This window comes from Arthrobacter sp. WCS2018Hpa-7, from assembly GCF_031843805.1.
GTDB lineage: Bacteria > Actinomycetota > Actinomycetes > Actinomycetales > Micrococcaceae > Arthrobacter.
The window spans coordinates 1-22,268 of the sequence record NZ_JAVTJB010000033.1 but is presented as its reverse complement, the minus strand read 5'-3'; the positions used below and the strand labels follow the sequence as shown (position 1 = coordinate 22,268).

Here is a 22,268-nt window from a genome sequence, read left to right as displayed (position 1 = left end):
AAATGAGGCATGACTCCCCCACAGACTGAACACCGTAAGGGCGGCCGGACACGGCGCGCCGTCATCTCCGCCGTTCTGGCGGTCACTCTCTCTGCCGGGGGCGCCGCAGCTTGGGCCTTGGACCGCTTCGTCGTTCCGCACGCCGAGATCACCAACGTCTCCGAGTACGAAGCCAGCCAGGCCGGAACAAGCACGACGACGGACGCTACTTCCGCTGAAACCTCGGCGAGCGCTGTCGTCACGGATACCTCGTACACGGCGGGCGACACCGGCGTCACCGTCTCCACGGTGACCACCGGCAGCGGCGACGACACCGTGACGTACTACGTTGCCGACGTCGTGCTTGATGATGCCACCACGCTGAAGTCGGCGTTCGCCGAGGATACTTACGGCGGGAACATCACCGAAACCACGTCCGCGATCGCCGAAGACCACAACGCCATCTTCGCCATCAACGGCGACTACTACGGCTTCCGGGACACTGGCATCGTGATCCGCAACGGCGTGGTGTACCGGGACGAGGGAGCGCGGCAGGGCCTGGCCTTCTACAAGGACGGCACCGTCAAGGTGTACGACGAGACCACCACCTCCGCTGACCAGCTCATCGCGGATGGTGTCTGGAACACGCTCTCCTTTGGCCCCTCGCTGCTGGACAACGGCGAAATTGCCTCCGGCATCGAGGACGTGGAGGTTGATACCAACTTCGGCAACCACTCCATCCAGGGCGAGCAGCCGCGCACCGCCGTCGGCGTCATTGACCAGAACCACCTGGTGTTCGTGGTGGTGGACGGCCGCAGCCCCGGCTACAGCGCCGGTGTCACCATGACGGGCCTGGCGCAGATCATGAAGGACCTTGGCGCCACCACCGCGTACAACATCGACGGCGGCGGCTCCTCCACCATGTATTTCAACGGCTCCCTGGTGAACAACCCGCTCGGCGAGAACAAAGAGCGCGGCACCTCCGACATCCTCTACATCGCCCAGTCATGATCATCCTGATACCGGCGTACGAGCCGGACCATCAACTCATCAACATTGTCCGCAAACTCCAGGAAGCGGACCCGTGGCTGACCATCGTGGTGGTGGACGACGGCTCCGGACCGGACTACCAAAACACGTTCGACGACGTTGCCCGGCTGGGGTGCCATGTGCTCAGTTACGCGGTGAATGGTGGCAAGGGCCACGCGCTCAAGAGCGGATTCTCCTTCATCGCGGAGCGCTTCCCGGGCCACGACGTTGTGTGTGCCGACAGCGACGGACAGCACGGCGTGGCCGACATTCTTGCCGTGGCGGACCGGGTCCGGAGCGTGACCGGCGCAATGGTGCTCGGTTGCAGGAATTTCTCCGGGAATGTCCCTGCCCGCAGCAAGTTTGGCAACACGGTGACCCGTGGCCTGTTCAGGCTCGCAACGGGTCAACGGATCTCTGACACCCAGACGGGTCTGCGGGGCTACCGGGCTGACATGCTCCCGTGGCTTGTGACGGTCCGCGGCCAGCGCTATGAGTACGAGCTCAATCTGTTGCTTGAGGCTAAACAGGCCGGCTATGGCATTGAAAGTGTGGAGATCGCCACCGTCTATCTGGACCATAACTCGGGATCGCATTTCAGGCCTGTGGCTGACTCGATCAGGATCTATGCGCCGCTGCTGAAGTTCCTCGGGTCCTCGCTGTCCGCGTTCGTGGTGGACACGGTGATGTTCCTGATCCTCAGTGCCCTCACGGATTCCCTCCTGGCGGCGGTAGTGGGAGCCCGCCTGATCAGTGCGTCGGTGAACTTCCTGGTCAACCGCCGGCTGGTGTTTGAACACGGCAGGGACACCTCGTTCCGTGCCGCGGCTACCGGCTATGTGGCCTTGGTAGTTGCCCTCTTGGCCGTCAATTACGCCGCAATGTTGACTCTTACGTCCTTGGCCGTTCCTGACTTGCTGGCCAAACTTGTCACCGAAGTGACCCTGCTGGGTGCCAGCTACGCCGTGCAGCAGCGCTTCCTGTTCATCCGGAAGGCCCGTACTGACGCGTCGGCACCAGCTGTCCCGTCGACACCGGCTGTCCCGGCAATAATCGCGGACAGCGGAACACATATCCCAGCCTTGGTCCCGGCACAGTTTCAGCACAGCATGACCGGGAAAAGTGGAAACCAATCCCCCAAGAGATTCCGGAGTAACTGATGAACACCATCATCCTCATCGCGGCAGACCTGGCCGCCATCACCATTTTGACGCTCGCCCTCTACCTTCGCCGCCACCGGCGCCGTGACCTGGTGGTTTCCTACCTGGGCATGAACGTTGGCGTCCTGGCAGTGGCCACGGCCCTGTCCGGGTCGGCTGCCGGTGTTGGCCTTGGTTTGGGCTTGTTCGGTGTTCTCTCGATCATCCGGCTCCGGTCTACGGAACTGGCCCAACACGAGGTGGCCTACTACTTCTCGGCACTGGCATTGGGCCTGATCGCCGGCATCGGGGTGGAGCCCCTCTGGCTGACACTGTCCCTCATGGCATTGGTCCTCCTGGTGATGTTCGTCGGCGACAACCCACGGGTCCTGCCCGCCTACCGCCACCAGACCGTGGTCCTGGACCGGGCCATCAACAACGAACCCGAGCTCTATGCCCGGCTGGAGGAAGTCCTCAACGGCACCGTCCACTCGGCCACCATCCAGGAGCTGGACATGGTCAATGACAAAACAATCGTGGACGTCCGGTACGCGGTCCGGGCGCAGCAGCCGCGGCACTCACAGCTCGGCTTCGACCAGCCCGCCGGTGCGCTCTCGCCGGCGCCCCAGGAACTGCCGTCGCATCCAGTACTTCCGGCACAGTCCCCGCAGCAAGTACAGCAGTCCGAGCCGACCCAGTCGTCCGTGCCCACCTCGGCAGGTGTAGCGTGAGCGACGCCCCACCGATCATGCCGCAGCTGGGCGAGCTGCCCGCCGTCGGACTTGAAGAACTCACCACCGAAGCCGCGCTGCTGACCCGGGTGGACCGCAAGTACCTGGTTCCGTCGGCCACGGCACGCACCATCCTCAGCACCTTCAGCACCGAGGCCCGGGTCCTGGAAATGAACGGGAACCGCACGTTCGCCTACGACTCCGTGTATTTCGATACCCCTTCGCTGGCCAGCTATATGCTGGCTGCCCACGGCAGGCGCCGGCGGTTCAAGATCCGCACGCGGACCTACTTGGACAGCGGGGTGAGCTTCCTCGAAGTGAAGACCGAAGGTGCCCGGGAGGCAACGGTCAAAGAACGGATCCCTTATGAGTTGTGCGACCGCGACCGGCTGACCGAGGAAGGGCTGGCCTATGTGAAGGAGACGTTGACCGCAGCGATGGGGGACGTACACATTGGTTCCTTGGAGCCAGTGCTTTCTACGCGCTACGACCGCACCACACTCTTCCTCCCCGCGTCAGGTAGCCGCGCGACCATCGATGCCGACGTCACCTGGCAGAGCCCGGACGGTCAACCGTGGATGCTGGACAACTCCGTGGTGATCGAGACGAAATCCGGCTCCGCCCCCGGGCCCTTGGACAGGCACTTATGGGCGCACGGCGTCCGGCCGTGCCGCATCTCGAAGTTCGCCACCGGCATGGCCGCGCTCCATCCCGAGCTCCCGGCCAATCGTTGGAACCAAACACTCCGGCGCAGGATGCCACTGCGCCCCCTTCACTGACTTTCCCTCCACAGACTTAGGAACCCACCATGCGCTCTTTCCGTACCGCCCTTTCCGTTGCCGCCGTCGCCCTGGCCGTATCGTTGGCAGGTTGCTCCACGGCCGCCACCAGCTCAACGTCCACCGGCACCACTGGCACGTCCACGACTACGACCACCACCCAGCAGGCAGTCACCGCCGCCACCATCGAGGAAGACACCCATTACGACAGCGACGACCTCACGTGGGACGCCGCAACTGAAGTGGCCATCAGCCTGGCCGACGGCCGCAGCAAAGTGACGTCGTCGTCCTCCACCGGCGTGGCGGTAGACGGCAACACCGTGACCATCAGCGCGGCTGGAACCTACAGGCTGAGCGGCTCGCTCAGCGACGGCCAGATCGTGGTGGCCGCGGGAGAGGAAGACACCGTGCGGATCATCCTGGACGGCGTGGAACTGGGCAACTCCGCAGGTTCGCCATTTGTGGTGCAGAGCGCGGACGAAGCAATCGTGTACTTGCAAGACGGCAGCACCAACACGTTGACTGACGCCACCACCTACGCCGACCAGGGCGAAGACGCCCCCAACGCTGCGCTCTACTCCATGGCCGACCTGACCATCGCCGGGACCGGTTCCCTCACCGTCAACGGAAAAGCCAATGACGGCATCGTGTCCAAGGACGGCTTGGTGATGGCTTCCGGCAAGGTCACCGTGGACGCTGTGGATGACGGCATCCGCGGCAAGGACTACACAGTCCTGCTGGACGGCGCCTACCAAGTGACCGCGGGCGGCGACGGAGTAAAGGCGGACAACGAGACGGACGAAGGCCGCGGTTGGTTGCTGGTCAGTGGCGGCTCACTGACCGTCAACGCAGGCGACGACGGCGTAAAGGCCTTCAACACCCTCACCATCTCCGGCGGGACCGTCACCGTAGCCGAGTCGGAGGAGGGGCTGGAAGCGCAGCACATTGCCATCTCCGGCGGCGACGTCACCGTCACGGCGAACGACGACGGCGTGAACGCCTCGGGCGGTTCGTCCACCTCCACTTCCACTGACGCCGGCGCCGGCGCGGCTGGCGGCGGTATGGGTGGACCGGGTGGTGGCGGCATGGGTGGCGGAGAGATGGCAGCCGGCGACTACAGCGTGGATGTGTCCGGCGGAACGCTGACCATCAACTCCGAGGGCGACGGTCTGGACTCCAATGGCAGCGCCACCATTTCGGGCGGCACCGTGGTGGTCAACGGCCCCACCAACGACGGCAACGGCGCACTGGATGTGAACGGCGAGCTGGTAGTCACCGGCGGAACCGTGGCAGCAGCAGGCAGCGCGGGCATGGCGGTCACACCGGGGACCTCGTCCACGCAGTCCGGCGTGCAGCTGACCTTCGACTCGTCGGTATCCGCCGGCACTCCGGTGCACATTGTGGACTCCTCCGGTGCCGTGGTTGCCACGTTCGTGACCACCAAGACCATTGCGTCCCTGGTGTTCTCCTCCTCGGCCATCACGGACGGGGAAAGCTACACGGTGTACACCGGGGGCAGCGCCGATGCGAAGGCCGGGGTAACCACGGGATCCACGGATGGAGCTGAGGAACAGGGAACAGTGACCGCCGGTCAGTACACCCAGTCACAGGGTCCGGGCGGCGGTGGCGGCCGCTGGTAAGTATGACGGCACGTTTGACGCAATGGGCGGGCAGGATTTCGATCCCGCCCGCCCATTGACGAGCTGTCCAGCGTTGCCTAGTGTTGCTTTGTTAGCGCTAACAAACACTTTCCGGCAAGGACCCCTGTGAGCAACAATGCCAACACTCCGGTGAAGTCACCCCTTTTCAGGGACCCCATCGAGGACGGTGCCGCGGATCCAACCGTGATCTACAACCCGCTCGAGAAAGCCTGGTGGATGATCTACACCAACCGGCGCACCACAGTCCCGTTCGAGGACGGCCTGAGCTGGCTCTACGGGTCCAAACTGGGAGTCGCATCGTCATCCGACGGCACGCACTGGGACTACCGCGGGACCCTGGAGGGACTGGACTTCGAGTGGGGCCACAACACCTTCTGGGCCCCGGAAATCTTTGAGCACGCTGGAACCTTCCACATGTACGTCAGCTACATCCGCGGCATCCCCGCCCACGGCAACCCGCATTCCATGGAGATCCATCACTACACCAGCCATGACCTGCTGGCATGGGAACATCATGGAGTGGTGCCGTTGAGCTCCAACCGGGTCATCGATGCCTGCGTCCATGAACTCCCCGGCGGCGGCTTTCGCATGTGGTTCAAGGATGAGGTGCGCGGATCAGAGACCTGGGCTGCGGACAGCGACGACCTCCACCAATGGACCGTTCGCGGGCACGTCCTGACCACGCCCACCGGTCATGAAGGGCCCAACGTTTTTCAGCTTGGCGGCTGGTACTGGATGATCGTGGACACCTGGTCCGGCCAGGAAGTGCACCGTTCCAATGACTTGGATTCCTGGACGAAGCAAGGGACCATCCTCGCAGGCAGCATCGGGGACACCTTCCGGCGCACTGACGACGTGGGACCGGGGCTGCACGCGGACGTAGTGGTCAATGATGACCGGGCTTGGGTCTTCTACTTCACCCACCCGGACCGCGTCAGCGCCAGCCATCCCACGGTTCAAAGCCGGCGATCTTCGATCCTCGTCGCTGAGCTCACCGTGACCGATGGCATACTACGTTGCGACCGGGACGCCGACGCGCCGCTTCTCCTCGCACAGCCCTCCGGATTCAGTGTGGCTTCCTGACCTCCTTTGAAGCCCACCGCTCCCAGATACAACCCATTTCGGCTGCATTCGAGCCGCCATCCTTTCAAAGAGGGTCACGAAGCCACAGCGCCCGACGACGGCACTCGCCTGCCGCCGTCGGGCCCTGCTGAGTGCGCCCAGCACGAGCTCGGGCGCCCCCGCAAGTCTCCCCCACAAACTTGATGCGAACTTGAGCCAAACGAAAAGGTTCCTTGATATAGCGGCGCCACGCTGGAATCAGTCGGAACACCAATACCGAGGGGTTTCGGCAACGAATCTCAAGTATGAAAGACAACGACGTGGGGGACGCAATGGAGCAGTCATCAGCACTCAGTGAGGTAGTTGCCGTCAAGGGCATCATCCAGGACCAACACCCCGTGGATTTCTACGCTCTGGGCGTCGCCGGATGCATTGACCGGCTCGCCGCGCCGCTCCGTCGGACCGGCATCACCGTCCACTGGCACACTCCTCATCACGGTATCGAGATCTCCTCTTCGGCCGCCGCACTCCTCTATCACGTGGCGCAGGAGACGTTCAGCAACACCCTCAACTACGCCAACGCCAACGAGCTCACCGTCCGCCTCAACGCTGTTTACCACGGCATCCAGCTCACCATTACGGACGATGGCAGCGGTTTCGAAATCCATGCCGCGCCCAGCGGCCGGCGGCACGGTTTCGGCCTGCTGCTGATGTCCATCGCAGTGCACGACGCCGGCGGGACAGTAGACATCGACTCTGAACTTGGGCGGGGCACCAGTGTGAGGGTCACGCTGCCGCTGGATTGAGTCCGATTTGGGACCTTATTTAGGCTCCCAAGCATGGCCCAACCGCGTTGCCGGACGTATTCTGTAGCTACTTTTCAGCCTGACATCCCGACGGATTGGCACGAAAAATGGCGCAGAACAAGGGTCCAAAAATAGGTCTCGGAAAGGTCCTTCTCAGGGTCTTCGGGTACTTCCTGGTGAGCATCCTCTGCGGTGTGCTGATCTCCGGGCTGGTGGTCCCCGTGGTGGCGTTCACCAGCACCACCGTGGGCGGGTCGATTGGATTCTATGAAGACCTGCCGAGCGAACTGAACGTCGATTCGCCCTCACTTTCGAGCACTGTGGTGTCCGCAGACGGGCAACACATTGCCACGTTCTATGCAGAAAACCGCGTCAAGGTTCCCCTGGAAGAGATGTCGCCGTTCATCCGGGAAGCCATCGTGGCGATCGAGGACAGCCGCTTTTACGATCACGCCGGCGTGGACGCGCAGGGCATCATCCGGGCGTTGAGCTCCAACCTCACCAAAGGCACGCGGCAAGGGGCTTCCACGCTGACCCAGCAATACGTCACCAATGTGCTCAACGAGTCGCGGCTGTCCGAGGGCCGTCCTGAAGAGGTGGTGCTCAGCGGCCAGAAAACCATGGGAGACAAACTCCGCGAGGTCAAACTCGCCCTCGAATTGGAGAAGCGGTTCAGTAAGGACCAGATCCTTGAGGGGTACCTGAACATCGTGTTCTTTAACCGGGATGCCTACGGTATTGAAGCTGCCTCGCGCTATTTCTTCAGCGCGTCCGCGAAGGACTTGACCCTGCCGCAAGCGGCGCTCCTTGCGGGCTTGGTCAACGGTCCCAGCATTTACGACCCCACCGTTGACCCGGAGGCGGCGGTGAACCGGCGCAACCTCGTTCTGGACCGGATGGTGGAACAAGGCAAGATCACGGCAGTGGACCACGGAGTGGCAGTAGCAACACCCGTAGAACTGAACATCACGCCCTCACGGCAGGGGTGCGCGGGAGCAGCGATCGCCACCTACTTCTGTGACTACGTCTCCCATTTGATCCTCAATGACGAGACCTATGGTTCCACCGTCAACGAGCGCGAGCGCCTGCTCTACCGGGGTGGCCTCACCATCACCACCACCCTGGACAGCAGGCTCCAAGCCGTTGCCCAGGCCCAAGTGGACGCCTCGGCCGGGGACAATCCGGACAAGTGGGGCGCGGCCATGACCACCGTGCAGCCCGGTACCGGCAAGATCCTGGCCATGGCGCAGAACACGGTCTTCGTGCCGCAGGAAGGAAAGTACGACACCCAATTGAACTTCAACGTGGATGCCAAGGACGAGAACGGTTACGACCTCAACGGGGCCGGTGGTTTCCAGCCCGGGTCCACCATGAAGCCGTTCATCTATGCCGAATGGCTCAACCAAGGCAAAAACCCTACAGCCGTGGTTGACGCCTCACGCAGGGTCTACCCCGTTGGATTCCCCTGGCGGTCCAGCTGCGGAAGGGTTATGGGCGGCTACAGCTCCGCCCAGAAGGCACAGAACCTGGGCGCCGACGACGACCTGCAGAACAACGATGTGGGTTACTACCGTGCCATGCCCATCAACTACGGCCTTTACAACTCCATCAACACCGCAACGTTCGCTACGGCAGCACAGTTGGACTTCTGCGGCATCCAGAAAATGGTGGACACAGTGGGCCTGCACAGCGGCCTCGACAACGCCCCGGTGAACATGCACCAGATCGGAAACCTGCTGGGCTCCATCGGCGTGGCGCCTTTGGTCCTTGCGAGTGCCTACGCAACCTTCGCCAACGACGGCACGTACTGCGCGCCCCTTGCCATCACGGAGATCAGCGATGCCCAGGGCCGCCAGTTCGAAGCCCAAACGCCCGAGTGCCGGGAGGCGGTGAAACCGGCCGTAGCCCGTGGCGTCAATGCAGTCCTGCAGGATGTCCTCAAGATGGGGTCCGGCGTGTGGATTGAGCCCAGGGTCCACACCAAGGTTCCTGCTGCCGCCAAGACCGGCACGTCCAACAACAACGGAGCGACGTGGGTGGCCGGCTACACCACCACCCTCGCCACGGCGTCGTTCTTTGGAGATACCACCGCGGGTCAGCAGCGCGCTGGGCAAAACGTCACCATCAACGGGAAGTTCTACAAGTCCTTGGACGGCTACATGATCGCAGGCCCGCAGTGGGCCAACTACATGGTGGAGGCCACGTCCCTCTACCCAAGCGGGCCTTTCGCGGCACCTGCTCCCCCTCCGGCCCCGGCACCCGTCACCACGGTGCCCGCGGTTCCGCGCCTGACGGGACGGTAGCGCGTGTGCCGTCGTCCTCGTAGCTGTCCACGCCGGCGAGGTGCCGGCCCGCAATGTACCCGAACGTCAGCGCCGGGCCCAAGTTGATGCCGCCCGCGGGGTAGTGCCCGCCCATGACGTTGGCTTGGTCGTTGCCGGCGACGTACAGGCCCTCGATGGGGTCGCCGCCGCTGTTGAGCGCCCGTGACCAGCCATCCGTGTCGACCCCCGCAAAGGTACCGAAGCTGCCCGGCACTACCCGCACCGCGTAGAACGGACCTTTCTCGAGGGGCCCCAGTGACGGGTTCGGCCGGTTGGTGGGGTCGCCGCCGTAGCGGTTGAAGGCTGTCCCGCCACGTCCAAACCCGGGGTCGACGCCGTCGCGTGCGTTGGCGTTGAACCCCGCCACAGTGCGGCGCAACCCGCCAGGGTCTATGCCGCACTTCGTGGCAAGTTCTTCCAGCGTCCGGCCCTTGAGGAGGTACCCGGAACGCAGGTAGGGGAACAACGGGACGGGCAGCGGTTTGGCCATTCCCAGCGGGAATTTACGCACGAACCGACTGTCCGCGATCTGCCACGACTCCACGGTCTCCCCTTCCGGCGTCGCTGCGATGAGTGCCTCAACGTAGTCGTAGTAGCCGTTGGCCTCGTTCACGAACCGCTTCCCATCCGAACGGACACCGATGCTGCCAGGTTTGGCCCGGTCCATGATGTGCGGGAACACACCGGTCCGGCCGTTGCGGTGCGGCACCAACGACACCGGACACCACGCAGCCGGCGACTTCACGTCGGTCCTGAAACGGGCTCCCACTGATTCGGCCAGGGTGATGCCATCGCCCGTGGTCTCGCGCGGGGAAAGCGTCCAGTGCTCCCGGCCGGTAGGCGTCTTGGGAAACAATTCCTTGCGACGCCGAATATCGTTGGGGAAACCGCCGGTGGCAAGCACGACGCCGCGGCCCGCGTTGATCTGGAGCTCGCCTTCCGGGGAACGTACGACGGCGCCGGTCACCTTGCCGTTGTCGTCGCTGAGCAACGCCGTGGCAGGGGTGGAGACGCGGATGTCGACGCCCAGGTCATCTGCGGACTTCATGAGCCTGCCGGTGAGCGCCGTGCCGTTGACCAGCTGCATGTTGCGGCGGTGGGTGAGCAGGTCAAGGAGGTGGAAGCCGAAGCGCCACCCCGCGTGGAAGATCCCTTTGAGGTTTCCCTGTGATGCTGAGAGGAACTTGCTGAGGTCCGGCCCTGCCATGATGCCCATGCCGAGGAAGGATGTCTCGTACAGCTGATGACGCATCTTGGCACGCACAGCCGGCTTGATGGTCCGGGCGTTGAGAGGTTTGGGGCCTACAGAGCGGTTTCCCGTGCCAACGCCTGGGAGGTTGCCGTAGATGTCGTTGATCCTGCTGCCCGGAACGAACTGCAGTGACGTCTTTTCCTGGAAGAACCCCACCATGTGCGGGGCAGCCTCGAGGAAGGCCTCCACGTTCTGCTCCCGGTAGTCGTCGCCCAGGACGGCGCGGAGGTAGGTCCGGAATGTCTCTTTGTCTTCGTTGACGCCCTCGGCTTTCGCCAGTGGGTTACCGGGGGCCCACGCCCAGCCACCGGACCACGACGTTGCGCCGCCGCAGACTCCGGACTTTTCCACGACGATGACTTTCAGCCCGTGGTAGGCCGCTGTCACTGCCGCAGCGAGGCCTCCGGCTCCTGAACCAATGACGAGGACATCGCAGTCAAGGGTGGGAAGGTTCGGGGTGCTGTTCATGTGGTGCTCCAGGTAAATGCGGGGGTGGTGAGGACTGAGGTGGCTGCTGCCTTCAGCTGTTTGGCCCAAGCGAGTTCGCCCATGGCGGCCACTCTGCTTCCGGAAGGGGTTTCGACGCTGACGGGGATGTCCCCGGGGAACGACGCGAGCAGGGCCGGGAGGTCGAATTCGCCTTCCCCGGGCACACCGCGCTCCGAGCGGGACTCAAGGATCAGCCCTTCCCTGCTGGCCGGCGGTATGGCCGGACCGTCGCAGAGTTGGATCATGGGGACCAGGTCCGCGGCATCCTCGAGGTGGGCCCACGTGCCGCCGAAGCGGTTGACATGGAGGGCGTCCACCACGATTTTGCAGTCTGCACGGTCCGCGAGTTCCACAGCCTGCGGGATCGATCGGACTGTCTGATAGGCGATGGGCTCCAGCGTGGGGACGATCCCGTAGGCTTTGCCGTCCTGCGTCATCTGCGCGAGGTGGTCCCCGAATCGGTCCAGGTCCGGATCCGCGCAAGCGACAGTCAGCGTGGACGCTCCCAGCGCTTGGCCCGCCTCCATCATGCGCAGCCATGCTTCGCGTTGATCGGCGCCATTCTGCAGGCCGGTTCCGTCCAGAAGCAGGAACTCGATGTCTTCAACGGTGATCCCCGTGTCGTCCATTCGAGCCAGGGTTTCGCGAAGCATGGGCGAGCCGGGCTGTAGGTTGTACGGACGCTCAGTTGGTGTCACTGGACGCACCCGTGCGCCGATGAAGTCGAACCCGGCCTCAGCGGCGATTGTCACCAGATCCGGGGGCGCGGTTCCCACAAGTGAAAGCTGCGCAAGTCCGAGCCGGCGTAGTGGGGTGCCGAGGGGTGGAATGGCAACAGGGGAAGAGGCACCGGGAGCAGCGGGAGCAGCGGTCCGCTGCGAGATCACCGGAAAGCTCCGGCGATCTGACACGGTTCCAGCGCCTTCGGCACCATCAGTCTCTGCGCCGTCAGCCAAAGCAGCAGCAATCCGCTGAGCGGCGTCGTACCCGCTCTTGACCGCGTTGGACACAATGGCCGCTGCAGTATCGACGACGGTTCCGGCCATTGCGACAGGAATGGACGCTGACCGGCTGAGCTCCGCTTCCCGTTGCTCCACAGTGAGTGGTCCGTCCAACGGCAGCACGGAGCGGGAAACAAGCAGCTCCCCCGGGGCGTCGATCCACTCCTCGTCCATGCCGGAACGGCTGATGCGTACCCGGCCGTCGTCGAACTCCTCGATGCTGCTGGACAGGAGGATCCGCACACGAGGATTGGCCTCAAGGCGCGGCACAGCCAGGATCTTGGCGCGACGTCCCGACTCCGGGGCCAGCGCTTCCTGTGGTCCGATGATCAGCACAGCGGTCCCCTGCGAAGCGAGGGTATCGGCCACGCTCATGGCCACGGAATCAGCACCCCAGATGGTCACAGCCTCCGGTGCAGCACCCAACATGCCAGCCGAACGGGCTGCGCCAGCCTCCGAAGCCGGCGAACCGCCGTCGAGGATCTCCGGGTGCTTCGCGAGCCAGTCCCGAATATCGGTAACACGCGGTGAATCACTGCCAACAAACCCAGCCGCCGGCCGACGACCACCAGTAGCGATGACCACTGCGTCGGCCCCGAAATCGCGGGCCAACGCTCCGGCGTCGGACGTGTCGGCGCGGGTACCCAAGCGGACGTCCACGCCGAGGCGCTCGTTTTCCGAGGCTGACCAGTCGGCAAAACGGTGGAAGTCGGGCGTGGACTTCATGCGCTCGGCGAGGGCGAACTGCCCGCCCGGCCGCCCGCCGTCGTCCACGAGTGTGACGCGGGCGCCGGCTTCGGCGAGTTCGCGGGCTGCGGTGAGCCCGGCGGGTCCGGCACCCACCACCAGCACGCGCGAGGCGGAGCGGACGGCCGGAGTTGAAACGGGTACACGCGAACGCCCCACGGCAGGGTTGACCGTGCAGGTGACTTGTCCGAGTCCCAGGTTGTCGATGCAGACGTTGCACGCGATGCACGGCCGGTAGCGTCCGCCGCGCAGCACGCCGCCAACAAAAGCAGGATCGGCATGGATGGCGCGCGCCAGGCTCACGAAGTCGCAGGTGCCCTTCGAGAGGACGTCTTCAATGATTTCCGGGCTGTTGAGCCGTCCGGCCATACCCAAGGGGAGACCGAATTGGCGGTAGGCCTGGGCGTAGTCGGACAGGATTCCGGGCTTCCACTCCCCCGACTGGACAATCCATTCGCCGGCGTCGTAGCTGCCCGCGGAAAGATCCAGGAAGTCGAGTTTGTCCAGGTGGGCTTTTCCGATGATGGCCACTTGTTGTTCGGCGCTGATGCCGTCGGCCGGACCTTCCAGCACGGAGACCCGCATGCCCACGATCGTGTCCGGCACCGCCTTGCGAACGGCATCGATAACCAGGTTCATGAAGACCTCCGGCGCCGCGAACTGGTCCGTGCGGTGGTTGGAAATGGGCGACATGAACTGGTGGATCAGGTAACCGTGGGCGCCGTGGAGATTGATGACGTCGAAGCCTGCAGCCACAGCGCGTTTCGCCGCAGCAGCGTAGGCGGCCACGAGTTCGTAGCATTCAGCTGCGGTGAGTTCCCGCGGAACCTCGCCGCCCGCCGTCGGGCACGAAACCGGCGACGGCGCGAGGTTCTTGAACCCGGACACTGCGGCTTGGGCGGTGCGGCCGCCGTGGTTGAGTTCGACGGCGGCCAGCGCACCTTCGGCGTGCAGGGCGTCGGTGAGGCGGCGGAGCCCGGGGATCATATGGTCCGTGTGCAGGCCGAGTTGGTGCGTGCGGCCCTTGCCGTCGGCGCGGACATACGTCGCTTCGGTGGTCACCATGCCAAGGCCGGCCTTGGCGCGGGTCACGAGGTAGTCGATGTACTGCTCGGTGATGTGCCCATCCGTGGTGCCGTAGTTACGTTCCATGGGGGCCGATGCGAGGCGGTTGCGGAGTGTCGTGGGGGTCCGGCCGTTGCGGCCCAAGGTCAGTGGCATTCCCGCTGCGGGCGTGGTGGGGAGCATGGTCAGCGAGCCACCTTTTCACGGCCGCGCAGCTCGGGAATGGCTGCGTGGATGGGCTGTACTGCGGCGAAGCGGACTGGTTGGCCGGTACCTGAGGATTCGTAGACTGCCAGCAGGATCCGCAAGGATTTCAGCGCGTCCTTGCCCGTGATGGCTGGTTCGGTGCCGGCTTCCAGTGCCTGCACGAAGTCCTTGACCTGCAGTTTGTGGAACGGAATCAGCTGGCCGTTGATGACGGACAGGTCAACGTTCGGTTCAACGCCTTCAGGATGGACAGGCTCGACGACGATCCGCTCACCCACCGCCCACAGGTCCAGTCGGCCATCGCTGCCTTCCGGAAATTCCGTCAGGGAAGCCGAAGCACCCGTTTCGCCGGTAATGCGGAGCTGGATTCCGAGGTTGGGCGATACCGCGGTGGAGGCCTCCAGCGTTGCCATGGCTCCGGAGGTGAAGGTGATCACCGCCGTCGCGGAGTCTTCCACCTCTATATAGTCGCCGTGGCGGTAGGTGTTGACCTTCCCGTAGACCTCGGCCACGTCCCCCAGGTACCACTGGAGGAGGTCGATTTGATGCACGGCCTGGGACATCAGGACCCCGCCGCCATCGTTCTCCCAGGTGCCACGCCAGGCGTCCCGGTTGTAGTACTCCGGGGCACGGTGCAGCATGACCGAGCACTGGGCCATGATCGCCTTGCCCAGTGTGCCGTCGTCGATCGCGGTGCGGATCTTCTGCGACGCCGGCCAGAAGCGGCGTTGGAAAAGGACCCCCAGCTGGACTCCGGCATCTTCACACGCCGCCACCATGCGTTCGGCAGACCCCAGTGAGGTAGCGATGGGTTTCTCGCAGAGAACGTTGACCCCGGCTGCGGCCGCCCTCAGCACCACGTCCTCGTGGGTGGGGTGCGGAGTGCAGACGGAAACGATGTCCAGGTCCAGGGCGAGGAGTTCGTCCACACTGGTGACCGCATGCGGGATTCCCCAGCTCTTTGCTGTTGCCGAGGCCCGGTCCGGGTCGACATCGCAGACGCCCACAATCCGGACGTTGTCCAAGGCAGTGAAAGCTTCCAGGTGGTTGCGGGAAATGGCGCCGCAACCCGCGATTCCTACGCGGAAGGTGCGGGCTGCCGGTGCTGGCGAAGTCATGGGGTGTTCCAACTTTCGGGGCATATGAGTCGGTTGCTTGGCTGAGTCGTTTGCTTGGATGTGTAGGTAAGGGACGGTGCCGGGCGGCTGGGAGCTGCCGCCCGGCGTCGTGCGTTGCGTTCTGCTTGTGTCGTAGCTACTTGAGGGAACTGCGCGGCTTGCCGAGGTCCTCCAACGGGACGTTGTAGGTTTCCCGGGCCGTCATGATGGCGATGGCCGAGGCCACCAAGCACAGGATGGTGAAGCCCGCTACAGGCCACCAGCCGTTCGGTCCGGGCTGGGCCAGCAGCGTTGCGATGGCCGGTGCGAAGCCGGCCAGGATCAGGCCGATCTGGCTGCCGATCGCCATACCGGAGTAACGGACCGCCGCGGGGAACATCTCGGGGAAGAACACCGTCCACACGCCGTTCCAGCAGGAGTAGAAGACCGTCATGTTCAGGAAACCGAACAGGAAGATCAGAGCGATGTTCTGCTCGCTGATCGCCCAAAAATAGCCGATCGTAGTCAGTGCACAACCGACCGCGCCCACCAGGAGGACCTTCTTGCGGCCAATGCGGTCCGAGATCATGGCCGAGATGGGGATGGTCACCATGGACAAGCCGATAGTTACTGCGTTCACGGTGAGCATGAGGGTGCGGTCGATGCCTACTGCGGGGCCGGTGGCGTAGGCCAGGGCATACACGGTGAAGGTGGTCTGCATGACCGAGAACAGCATCACCACGCCAACGCGCAGGACGTCGCGCCACTGGGTTTTCATGACTGCCACGGCGGGTATGGCCTTGGGCTTGTCATGCTCCACGATTTCCTCGAACACCGGCGGCTCGTCCAGCCGCGTCCGGATCCAGTAAGCCACTCCAAGGACCACTACTGAGAGCCAGAACGGTACCCGCCAGCCCCAGCTGAGGAGCTGCTCCTCGGGCAGGGCTGCCAGCGGGATGAAGACGATGGTGGACAGCACCATTCCCGAGGCGTATCCGGTCATCACGAAACTGGTGAAAAACGCGCGGCGGCCTTCGGGTGAGTGTTCCATGGTGAGGGTCGAGGCACCTGCGGCCTCAGCGCCGGCAGAGAAGCCCTGGGCCAGCCGGCCCACCAGCAACAATGCCGTTGCCCAGTAGCCGATTTGTCCATAGGTGGGCAGGAATCCGATGCCGATGGAGGCGACGCCCATGATCACCAGCGTGACCATCAGCGCCTGTTTCCGGCCGATCTTGTCACCGTAGTGGCTCATCACCAATCCGCCGAGTGGCCGGGCAAGGTAGCCCACGCCGAACGTCGCCATGGCTCCGAGCAATGCCACTACGGGGTCACCGCCGGGGAAGAAGATCTTGGGGAAGATCAGGGCTGCGGCAGTGCCGTAGATGAAGAAGTCGTAGTACTCCAGGGTGGATCCAAGGAAGGAGGCGAGTGCCGCCTTCTTGGGCATTTTGACGTGGTCAACCGGGGCTGTTCCACCCGGCGCTGTTCCACCCGGCTCTGTTCCAAGCGGCGAGGCCGCATTGGTGACGTCCGAGGGCGAGTGCTGCTGCACGTGTCCCATACTGTCTCCTCATTGAGTGCCGCGGGAAGTGGCACCGCCATGGTGCCTTGCCCGGCAAAGAATTGAACGAGGCCCAAACCGCCGGCTGCTGCTTTGTTGTGCAGCCCGCCCGGTGGCCGTTGATAACGACCCCCATAGCTGTGCTCCAGATCACAGGCGGTTGTTCCTCTGGAATCGACTGTAGGACCCAGGTCACACGGCGCGGGGAAACTTCCCGTTGAACGGGACAGCTCTGTTTGCCTGACTACTCAGGGGCCTGCTGGGACAACCACGGACGGGAGCCGTACGGCCGGCGCTCGGCACCCATGGTCCGGGACAAGCCGCGGCCCGCGGCCACCAGGACCGGGAGTATCAGTCCGGCGTCTTCGTCCACTGAAGGCACGACGACCGAAATGGCACCTATGACGGCTTGGCCCTGGCCAAACACCGGCACGGAATAGGCCGTGTTCTCCTCAACCAGGACACCCACCAAACGTGCATAGCCACGCTCGCGGATCTGGGCGAGGTGGTTCCTGGTCCTGGCAGGGTCCACCTCCGTTGCCTCCGTGGTCTTCTCCAGCTTTCCTGCCAGGAAACGGTCCTGCACCCAGCCCGGCATGTGCGCCATCATGGCCATGCCCGACGACGTGGTGTGGATGTCCAGGCGACCGGCAACCTGGGCCAGGTTCATGACCGTTCCATGCCTGTCGAGGCGTTCGAGGTAAAGCACACTGTTGGTTTCCACGTCCGGAATGGACAGGGCCACGTGTTCCCGCACGGCCGCGTGGACACCTTCCAGGAACGGCAAACCGCGGCGCCGGAATTCCTCCAAGGTATTACTGCGGGAGGCCAGTTCCCACATCTTCATTCCGACACCGAACTCGCCGGCCGCATTGCGTTCCAGGAGCCCGTTCGCCGCCAAGTCCATGGCCAGGCGATGCACTGTGCTGCGGGACATGCCGGTGATCCGGACCATGTCCTTCAAGGGAAGCCACGGCTGGCCTTTGGAAAACGCATCCATGATCTTCACGACGCGTTCGATCACGGACTCCCCCGACGCCGAGTTGGCCATGATGCCTCCGTAGTACTTTCCGGCCGTCGCAACCCCGGACCTCAAAACCCAATATAGCCTTGCACTGAAGCGCGACAATCCGGGAGGCAACGTGGAACTGCGGCAAATTGAGGCCTTCCTGGCAGTAGCCGAGGAATTGCACTTCGGCAGGGCGGCGGAACGGCTTCGCATGGCCCAGTCGCCGTTGAGCCAAACCATCAAGAAGCTAGAAAAGGGCCTGGGTGCACCGCTCTTTGAACGCAACACCCGGTCCGTCACGCTGACCACGGCCGGGCATTCCCTGTTGCCGCACGCCCGCAAAATCCTGGACGAAGTGGACCTGGCACGCAGGGCTGTCAGCGCCGGAACCGGGACCATCTACGGCAAGCTCGCCATCGGCTTCTCGGGTGCGCTGAACCACGCCACGCTCCCTCCGCTGACGCGGGCCTTGCGGCAGCGCTACCCCCAACTCGACGTGACACTTCATGGGGGTTTGCTGACCCAGGAGGCACTTCACATGCTGGGCAACGGTGCACTGGACCTCGCCTTCATCGGCCTTCCCATCGACGCGCCGTCGCTGGCCACCCGCCGGATTGCCACTGAACGCCTGGGGGTAACCCTGCCGGCAGACCACCCTCTGGCCGGACAAGCCTCCGTGGAATTGGCCGAGCTGGCCGGTGATCCGTTCATCACCATGCCTGCCGCGCAGGGGTCCACGCTTCGTGAGGTCACGTTCGCCGCGTGTGCTGCCGCCGGGTTCCGCCCCAAGATCAGCCAGGAGATCTCCGATCCTTACACGGCACTTTCCTTGGTGGCCGGTGGCGTGGGCATCAGCCTGATGCCGGAGTCCATTGAAGGGATCATGCCTGCGGGCATCGTCTTCCTGCCGCTTCAAGGCGACGACGTCCTTCTGTTTTCAGGACTCGCTTGGAACCCGGGCGCCATGTCGCCTGCCGTCCGGGCGGCACTCCAGGTGGCTGAGGACGTGCTGCCAACCCCCGCGGACTAGTTCACTATGTATTTTCTGCACATGGTGAGAGATCAACTAAGTATTGGACAAGACCTAATGCGTTGCCCAGCATTGAGGAAAACCCCACCCACTCAATGAAGAGGACAACCTCATGGCCACGTTTGCCGTTACTTACGCCTACTCCGACTCGACGTCCGCCCGCCGGGATACAGTCCGTCCCGTCCACGTGGACTTCCTCAAAGCCCAGTTCGACGGCGGGCGCCTCCTCAAGAGCGGCCCTTTCGGCCCGGAGGAATCACCAGGCGCTCTGCTGATCATCGCCGGTGACACCAAAGCCGACGTCGAAGCCCTCATGGACCAGGACCCGTTCCATCAGGCAGGGCTCGTTGAGGAACGGACCGTGCGGCAGTGGAACATCTTCTTCGGCGCTGAGGCCGCGCAGCCGGCCGCGCAGAACTGAGGTCAACCAGTGCTGTCCGCGATCACCGTCTCCAAGGAGACCATTGCTTTTCGGGATTCTCCTGAGCCCACCCTTGAACCGGGCCACGCCCTGGTTCGGGTCCACAACGTCACCCTCTGCGGCACCGACCTCCATATCTGGGAGGACGACTACCCCACGGAACTCCCACTGATCCAAGGCCACGAGTTTTCCGGCGTAGTGGAGGCCCTGGCGCCCGACGAAACCAGCCCCGGCGGCCCCCGCCTTGGCGGCTCCGGGATCGGCGCTGACCAGAACATCAGCATCGGCGACCGCGTTGCCGTCAACCCCATCATCTACTGCGGCGAGTGCCGCCCGTGCCTCACCGGCCGGTACAACGTCTGCCAAAACGTGGGCTGCCTGGGCTGCTACTCGGATGGGGCACTCACAGAACTGATCAGCGTCCCGGTGCAAAAGCTGTGCCCCGTTCCCGAGGAACTCCCGCTGGACATCGCCGCCATGGGCGAACCCGCCTCCATCGCCATGCAAGCCGTCAACCGTGGCCGGCCCGAGCCCGGCGAAACCGCGCTGGTATTGGGGAGCGGCCCCATCGGATTGCTGGCCACCCTGTACCTGACGGAGCTTGGAGTCAGGGTGATCTGCGCCGACACCGAGCAGCACCGATTGGATCTTGCAGCAGAGTTCGGTGCCGCGGACACCCTGTTGGTGAGGCCGGGAAGCGACTTCCCGGATGAACACCAAGCTTTGCGTCTGGACTCCATAAGCGATGGGTACGGGCCGCAACTGGTCATCGAAGCCACTGGAGTTCCTTCCTCCTTGGAGAACGCCATCAGGCTGGTTGCCAGCGCCGGCAGGATTGTCCAGGTGGGCATCTCGCCGCGGCAGGCCAACGTCTCCATGAAGGACATCCCCTACAAGGAACTGGATCTCATGGGCAGTCGCATGAGCCTCAACCTCATCCCCGACGGGCTCGCCCTGCTGTCCCGCCACCCCGAACAGGCACGCGCCCTCATGACCCACCGATTCGCATTTGCGGAGGTGCAGAAGGCGTACCGACTGATGCAGGGACGAACGGAGAAGGTCGGCAAGATCGTCATCGAGATGCCTGCGGGAGGCGTCGCATGAGCACCTCAATCCTCACTGCGCCCGAACAACTCAACGCAAGCTACGACGTCGTGATCATGGGCAGTGGCGCCGCCGGACTGGTGGCCGCAGTCCGTGCTGCCGATGCCGGGCTGAGCGTTCTGGTGGTGGAGAAAGCGCCGCTGCTGGGCGGCACCACGGCTGCCGGTGGCGGCGTGATGTGGGCACCGAACAACCATCTCGCCAAGGCTGCCGGCTACCAGGACAGCCATGCCGACGGCGTCGCTTACCTTACGGAAGCAGCCGGCCACGTGATGACCGCCCAGGAAATTGAATGGTACGTGGCCACTGCGCCGCGGGCTGTGGACTTCCTGAACCGGAACACCAAAGTGTCCATGGTTCCCATTGCCCGCCCGGATTACCACATGGAATGGAAAGGGTCCGCGGACGGTGGCCGCGGCCTGGACAACAACGCGTTCGATCCCCAGGACTACCCCGGCCTTTCGGGGCTGATTCGGCCGTCGTCGTACTTCCCGCTGCTCACCATGACCGAACGCGATGAACTCAACGGCCGTGCCGCTGATCCGATGCTGCTGGAACACCGTGCGTCCACGGGGATCCGGACCATGGGCGGTGCGCTGGTGGGGAGCCTGGTGGCGAGCGCCGTGGACCGGGGCGTGCACCTTGTGGTGTCCAGCCCTGTGGAGGACTTGTCGTCATCCGGCGCCGGGTGGAGCGTGCGCCTCGGCGGCGGTGGGACGCACGTGGCCGCGACCGCCGTCGTGCTTGCCTCTGGTGGGTTCGAATGGAATCCGCGGCTTCGCAGCGCGTTCCTGCCGTATCCGGTGACGCCCATCAGTGCTCCATCCAACGAGGGCGACGGCTTGGAACTGGGGCTCAAGGCCGGAGCGGCTGTGGAGGACATGTCTGCAGTGTGGGGCGTTCCGGTGATTTCGACGACAGCCCATCAGTATGACGGTCAGCAGTCCGGGCGGATGGGAAACGTGGAAATGACGCTTCCGGGATCCATCACCGTGAACAGTGAAGGCAAACGCTTCGTCAACGAGGCCCTGAACTATCACGACGCCAGCAGGGTCTTCGCGTCGATCAACCCGCATACGGGCAGGCAACAGAACAATCCGGCGTGGTTGGTGTTTGATGCAAACTATCTGGCCAAGTACCCGGTGGCTGGCTCCGTCCCGGGCGAACCTGCTGAGTGGATGGTGTCCGCGCCAACCCTGGAACTCCTGGCCAAGGAGGTAGGCATCAATCCAGCCGGTCTCGATGCCACAGTGTCGCGGTTCAACGCCGACGCGGTTCTCGGCGTGGACACGGAATTCGGCCGGGGCGCCACTGCCCAGGACCGCTTCCTGGGCGATGCCGGGAACACCCCCAATCCGTGCCTGGCACCCCTGCTGGCCGCTCCGTTCTACGCCGTTCCCATCCGGGCAGGCGTGCTTGGTACGTCGGGCGGGTTGGCTACGGACTTCAGTGGCCGCGTGCTGGACCATCGGCAGCAGACCATCCCGGGACTTTACGCGGCCGGCAATGTCTCGGCCGGGGTCTTCCGCAACAACTACCCCGGGGGCGGCGCCACCCTTGGTTCCGCGATCACCCGCGCCTTCGCTGTTGGGGAAGATCTCGCGGCCCGGCTGAAGTAGCCGACCCTTGGGGGACGGCAACGCTCGACGGCGACCATCGCCGTCGAGCGTTCGCGTTGCGAGGCCCGCTCTGCGCGGCACTCCTAGGATGAGGGGCGCAGAGCAGGCCCCACAACACACCCTCCCTACGTTGCGAGGCCCGCTCTGCGCGGCACT

General features: G+C 64.1%; 17 protein-coding genes. 12 read left to right on the top strand and 5 right to left on the bottom strand.

Annotated features, from left to right (window positions below; genetic code table 11):
• Nucleotides 1–9 precede the first annotated feature (9 nt).
• The 8 genes from RQH14_RS22005 (at nt 10) to RQH14_RS21970 (ending at nt 9,489) form a co-directional block, all read left to right on the top strand.
• Nucleotides 10–990 carry a phosphodiester glycosidase family protein gene (locus tag RQH14_RS22005; protein ID WP_311215240.1) on the top strand — a complete coding sequence of 327 codons (981 nt, stop codon included), beginning with the start codon at nt 10–12 and terminating at the stop codon, nt 988–990.
• Entirely contained in the window at nt 987–2,168 is a 1,182-nt protein-coding gene (locus RQH14_RS22000) for a bifunctional glycosyltransferase family 2/GtrA family protein (protein WP_311215239.1), read from the top strand. Before RQH14_RS22005 ends, RQH14_RS22000 begins: the two co-directional genes overlap by 4 nt.
• Entirely contained in the window at nt 2,168–2,878 is a 711-nt protein-coding gene (locus RQH14_RS21995) for a DUF4956 domain-containing protein (RefSeq protein ID WP_311215238.1), read from the top strand. Before RQH14_RS22000 ends, RQH14_RS21995 begins: the two co-directional genes overlap by 1 nt.
• Before the next feature lie 17 nt (nt 2,879–2,895).
• Nucleotides 2,896–3,657, top strand: a complete 762-nt coding sequence (locus RQH14_RS21990) for a polyphosphate polymerase domain-containing protein (protein WP_311215253.1) — start codon at nt 2,896–2,898, stop codon at nt 3,655–3,657.
• 29 nt (nt 3,658–3,686) lie between these two features.
• Nucleotides 3,687–5,297, top strand: a complete 1,611-nt coding sequence (locus RQH14_RS21985) for a carbohydrate-binding domain-containing protein (RefSeq protein WP_311215237.1) — start codon at nt 3,687–3,689, stop codon at nt 5,295–5,297.
• Between the two features lie 126 nt (nt 5,298–5,423).
• Entirely contained in the window at nt 5,424–6,401 is a 978-nt protein-coding gene (locus RQH14_RS21980) for a family 43 glycosylhydrolase (RefSeq protein WP_311215236.1), read from the top strand.
• Nucleotides 6,402–6,685: 284 nt separating this feature from the next.
• Nucleotides 6,686–7,186, top strand: a complete 501-nt coding sequence (locus RQH14_RS21975) for an ATP-binding protein (RefSeq protein WP_311215235.1) — start codon at nt 6,686–6,688, stop codon at nt 7,184–7,186.
• A 107-nt stretch (nt 7,187–7,293) separates the two neighbouring features.
• On the top strand, nt 7,294–9,489 hold the full coding sequence (locus tag RQH14_RS21970; RefSeq protein ID WP_311215234.1) for a transglycosylase domain-containing protein: 2,196 nt from the start codon (nt 7,294–7,296) through the stop codon (nt 9,487–9,489).
• Here the strand turns inward: RQH14_RS21970 and RQH14_RS21965 are convergent.
• The 5 genes from RQH14_RS21965 to RQH14_RS21945 all read right to left on the bottom strand — a co-directional run bounded on the left by RQH14_RS21965 (nt 9,449) and on the right by RQH14_RS21945 (nt 17,980).
• Nucleotides 9,449–11,230 carry an FAD-dependent oxidoreductase gene (locus tag RQH14_RS21965; RefSeq protein WP_311215233.1) on the bottom strand — a complete coding sequence of 594 codons (1,782 nt, stop codon included), beginning with the start codon at nt 11,228–11,230 and terminating at the stop codon, nt 9,449–9,451. The genes RQH14_RS21970 and RQH14_RS21965 overlap by 41 nt on opposite strands.
• On the bottom strand, nt 11,227–14,247 hold the full coding sequence (locus RQH14_RS21960) for an FAD-dependent oxidoreductase (protein WP_311215232.1): 3,021 nt from the start codon (nt 14,245–14,247) through the stop codon (nt 11,227–11,229). The genes RQH14_RS21965 and RQH14_RS21960 overlap by 4 nt, the downstream gene beginning before the upstream one ends.
• A 2-nt stretch (nt 14,248–14,249) precedes the next feature.
• On the bottom strand, nt 14,250–15,389 hold the full coding sequence (locus tag RQH14_RS21955; protein WP_311215231.1) for a Gfo/Idh/MocA family oxidoreductase: 1,140 nt from the start codon (nt 15,387–15,389) through the stop codon (nt 14,250–14,252).
• Between the two features lie 136 nt (nt 15,390–15,525).
• Nucleotides 15,526–16,929, bottom strand: coding sequence for an MFS transporter (locus RQH14_RS21950; protein WP_311215230.1), 1,404 nt, complete (start codon nt 16,927–16,929; stop codon nt 15,526–15,528).
• Between the two features lie 244 nt (nt 16,930–17,173).
• Complete coding sequence (locus RQH14_RS21945) at nt 17,174–17,980, bottom strand: IclR family transcriptional regulator (protein ID WP_311215229.1); 807 nt, start codon at nt 17,978–17,980, stop codon at nt 17,174–17,176.
• Nucleotides 17,981–18,071: 91 nt separating this feature from the next.
• Here RQH14_RS21945 and RQH14_RS21940 point away from each other — a divergent pair, with 91 nt between their 5' ends.
• From RQH14_RS21940 to RQH14_RS21925, 4 genes are all read left to right on the top strand, one after another.
• Nucleotides 18,072–18,968 (top strand): LysR family transcriptional regulator, encoded by an 897-nt coding sequence (locus RQH14_RS21940; protein ID WP_311215228.1) that lies wholly within the window; start codon nt 18,072–18,074, stop codon nt 18,966–18,968.
• Nucleotides 18,969–19,080: 112 nt separating this feature from the next.
• On the top strand, nt 19,081–19,389 hold the full coding sequence (locus tag RQH14_RS21935) for a YciI family protein (protein ID WP_311215227.1): 309 nt from the start codon (nt 19,081–19,083) through the stop codon (nt 19,387–19,389).
• A 9-nt stretch (nt 19,390–19,398) separates the two neighbouring features.
• A complete protein-coding gene (locus RQH14_RS21930) occupies nt 19,399–20,493 on the top strand; it encodes an alcohol dehydrogenase catalytic domain-containing protein (RefSeq protein ID WP_311215226.1) in 1,095 nt (364 codons plus the stop codon).
• Nucleotides 20,490–22,112 (top strand): FAD-dependent oxidoreductase, encoded by a 1,623-nt coding sequence (locus tag RQH14_RS21925; protein WP_311215225.1) that lies wholly within the window; start codon nt 20,490–20,492, stop codon nt 22,110–22,112. The genes RQH14_RS21930 and RQH14_RS21925 overlap by 4 nt, the downstream gene beginning before the upstream one ends.
• The last annotated feature ends 156 nt before the right edge of the window (nt 22,113–22,268 follow it).

What these genes read in the sequence shown, in the direction of transcription:
- RQH14_RS21990 (WP_311215253.1), top strand. Translation starts at nt 2,896, where the DNA reads ATGCCGCAGCTGGGCGAGCTGCCCGCCGTCGGACTTGAAGAACTCACC.
- RQH14_RS22005 (WP_311215240.1), top strand. Translation starts at nt 10, where the DNA reads ATGACTCCCCCACAGACTGAACACCGTAAGGGCGGCCGGACACGGCGC.
- RQH14_RS21965 (WP_311215233.1), bottom strand. Translation starts at nt 11,230, where the DNA reads ATGAACAGCACCCCGAACCTTCCCACCCTTGACTGCGATGTCCTCGTC.
- RQH14_RS21925 (WP_311215225.1), top strand. Translation starts at nt 20,490, where the DNA reads ATGAGCACCTCAATCCTCACTGCGCCCGAACAACTCAACGCAAGCTAC.
- RQH14_RS21935 (WP_311215227.1), top strand. Translation starts at nt 19,081, where the DNA reads ATGGCCACGTTTGCCGTTACTTACGCCTACTCCGACTCGACGTCCGCC.
- RQH14_RS21985 (WP_311215237.1), top strand. Translation starts at nt 3,687, where the DNA reads ATGCGCTCTTTCCGTACCGCCCTTTCCGTTGCCGCCGTCGCCCTGGCC.
- RQH14_RS21960 (WP_311215232.1), bottom strand. Translation starts at nt 14,247, where the DNA reads ATGCTCCCCACCACGCCCGCAGCGGGAATGCCACTGACCTTGGGCCGC.
- RQH14_RS21955 (WP_311215231.1), bottom strand. Translation starts at nt 15,389, where the DNA reads ATGACTTCGCCAGCACCGGCAGCCCGCACCTTCCGCGTAGGAATCGCG.
- RQH14_RS21970 (WP_311215234.1), top strand. Translation starts at nt 7,294, where the DNA reads ATGGCGCAGAACAAGGGTCCAAAAATAGGTCTCGGAAAGGTCCTTCTC.
- RQH14_RS22000 (WP_311215239.1), top strand. Translation starts at nt 987, where the DNA reads ATGATCATCCTGATACCGGCGTACGAGCCGGACCATCAACTCATCAAC.
- RQH14_RS21975 (WP_311215235.1), top strand. Translation starts at nt 6,686, where the DNA reads ATGAAAGACAACGACGTGGGGGACGCAATGGAGCAGTCATCAGCACTC.
- RQH14_RS21945 (WP_311215229.1), bottom strand. Translation starts at nt 17,980, where the DNA reads ATGGCCAACTCGGCGTCGGGGGAGTCCGTGATCGAACGCGTCGTGAAG.
- RQH14_RS21995 (WP_311215238.1), top strand. Translation starts at nt 2,168, where the DNA reads ATGAACACCATCATCCTCATCGCGGCAGACCTGGCCGCCATCACCATT.
- RQH14_RS21950 (WP_311215230.1), bottom strand. Translation starts at nt 16,929, where the DNA reads ATGGGACACGTGCAGCAGCACTCGCCCTCGGACGTCACCAATGCGGCC.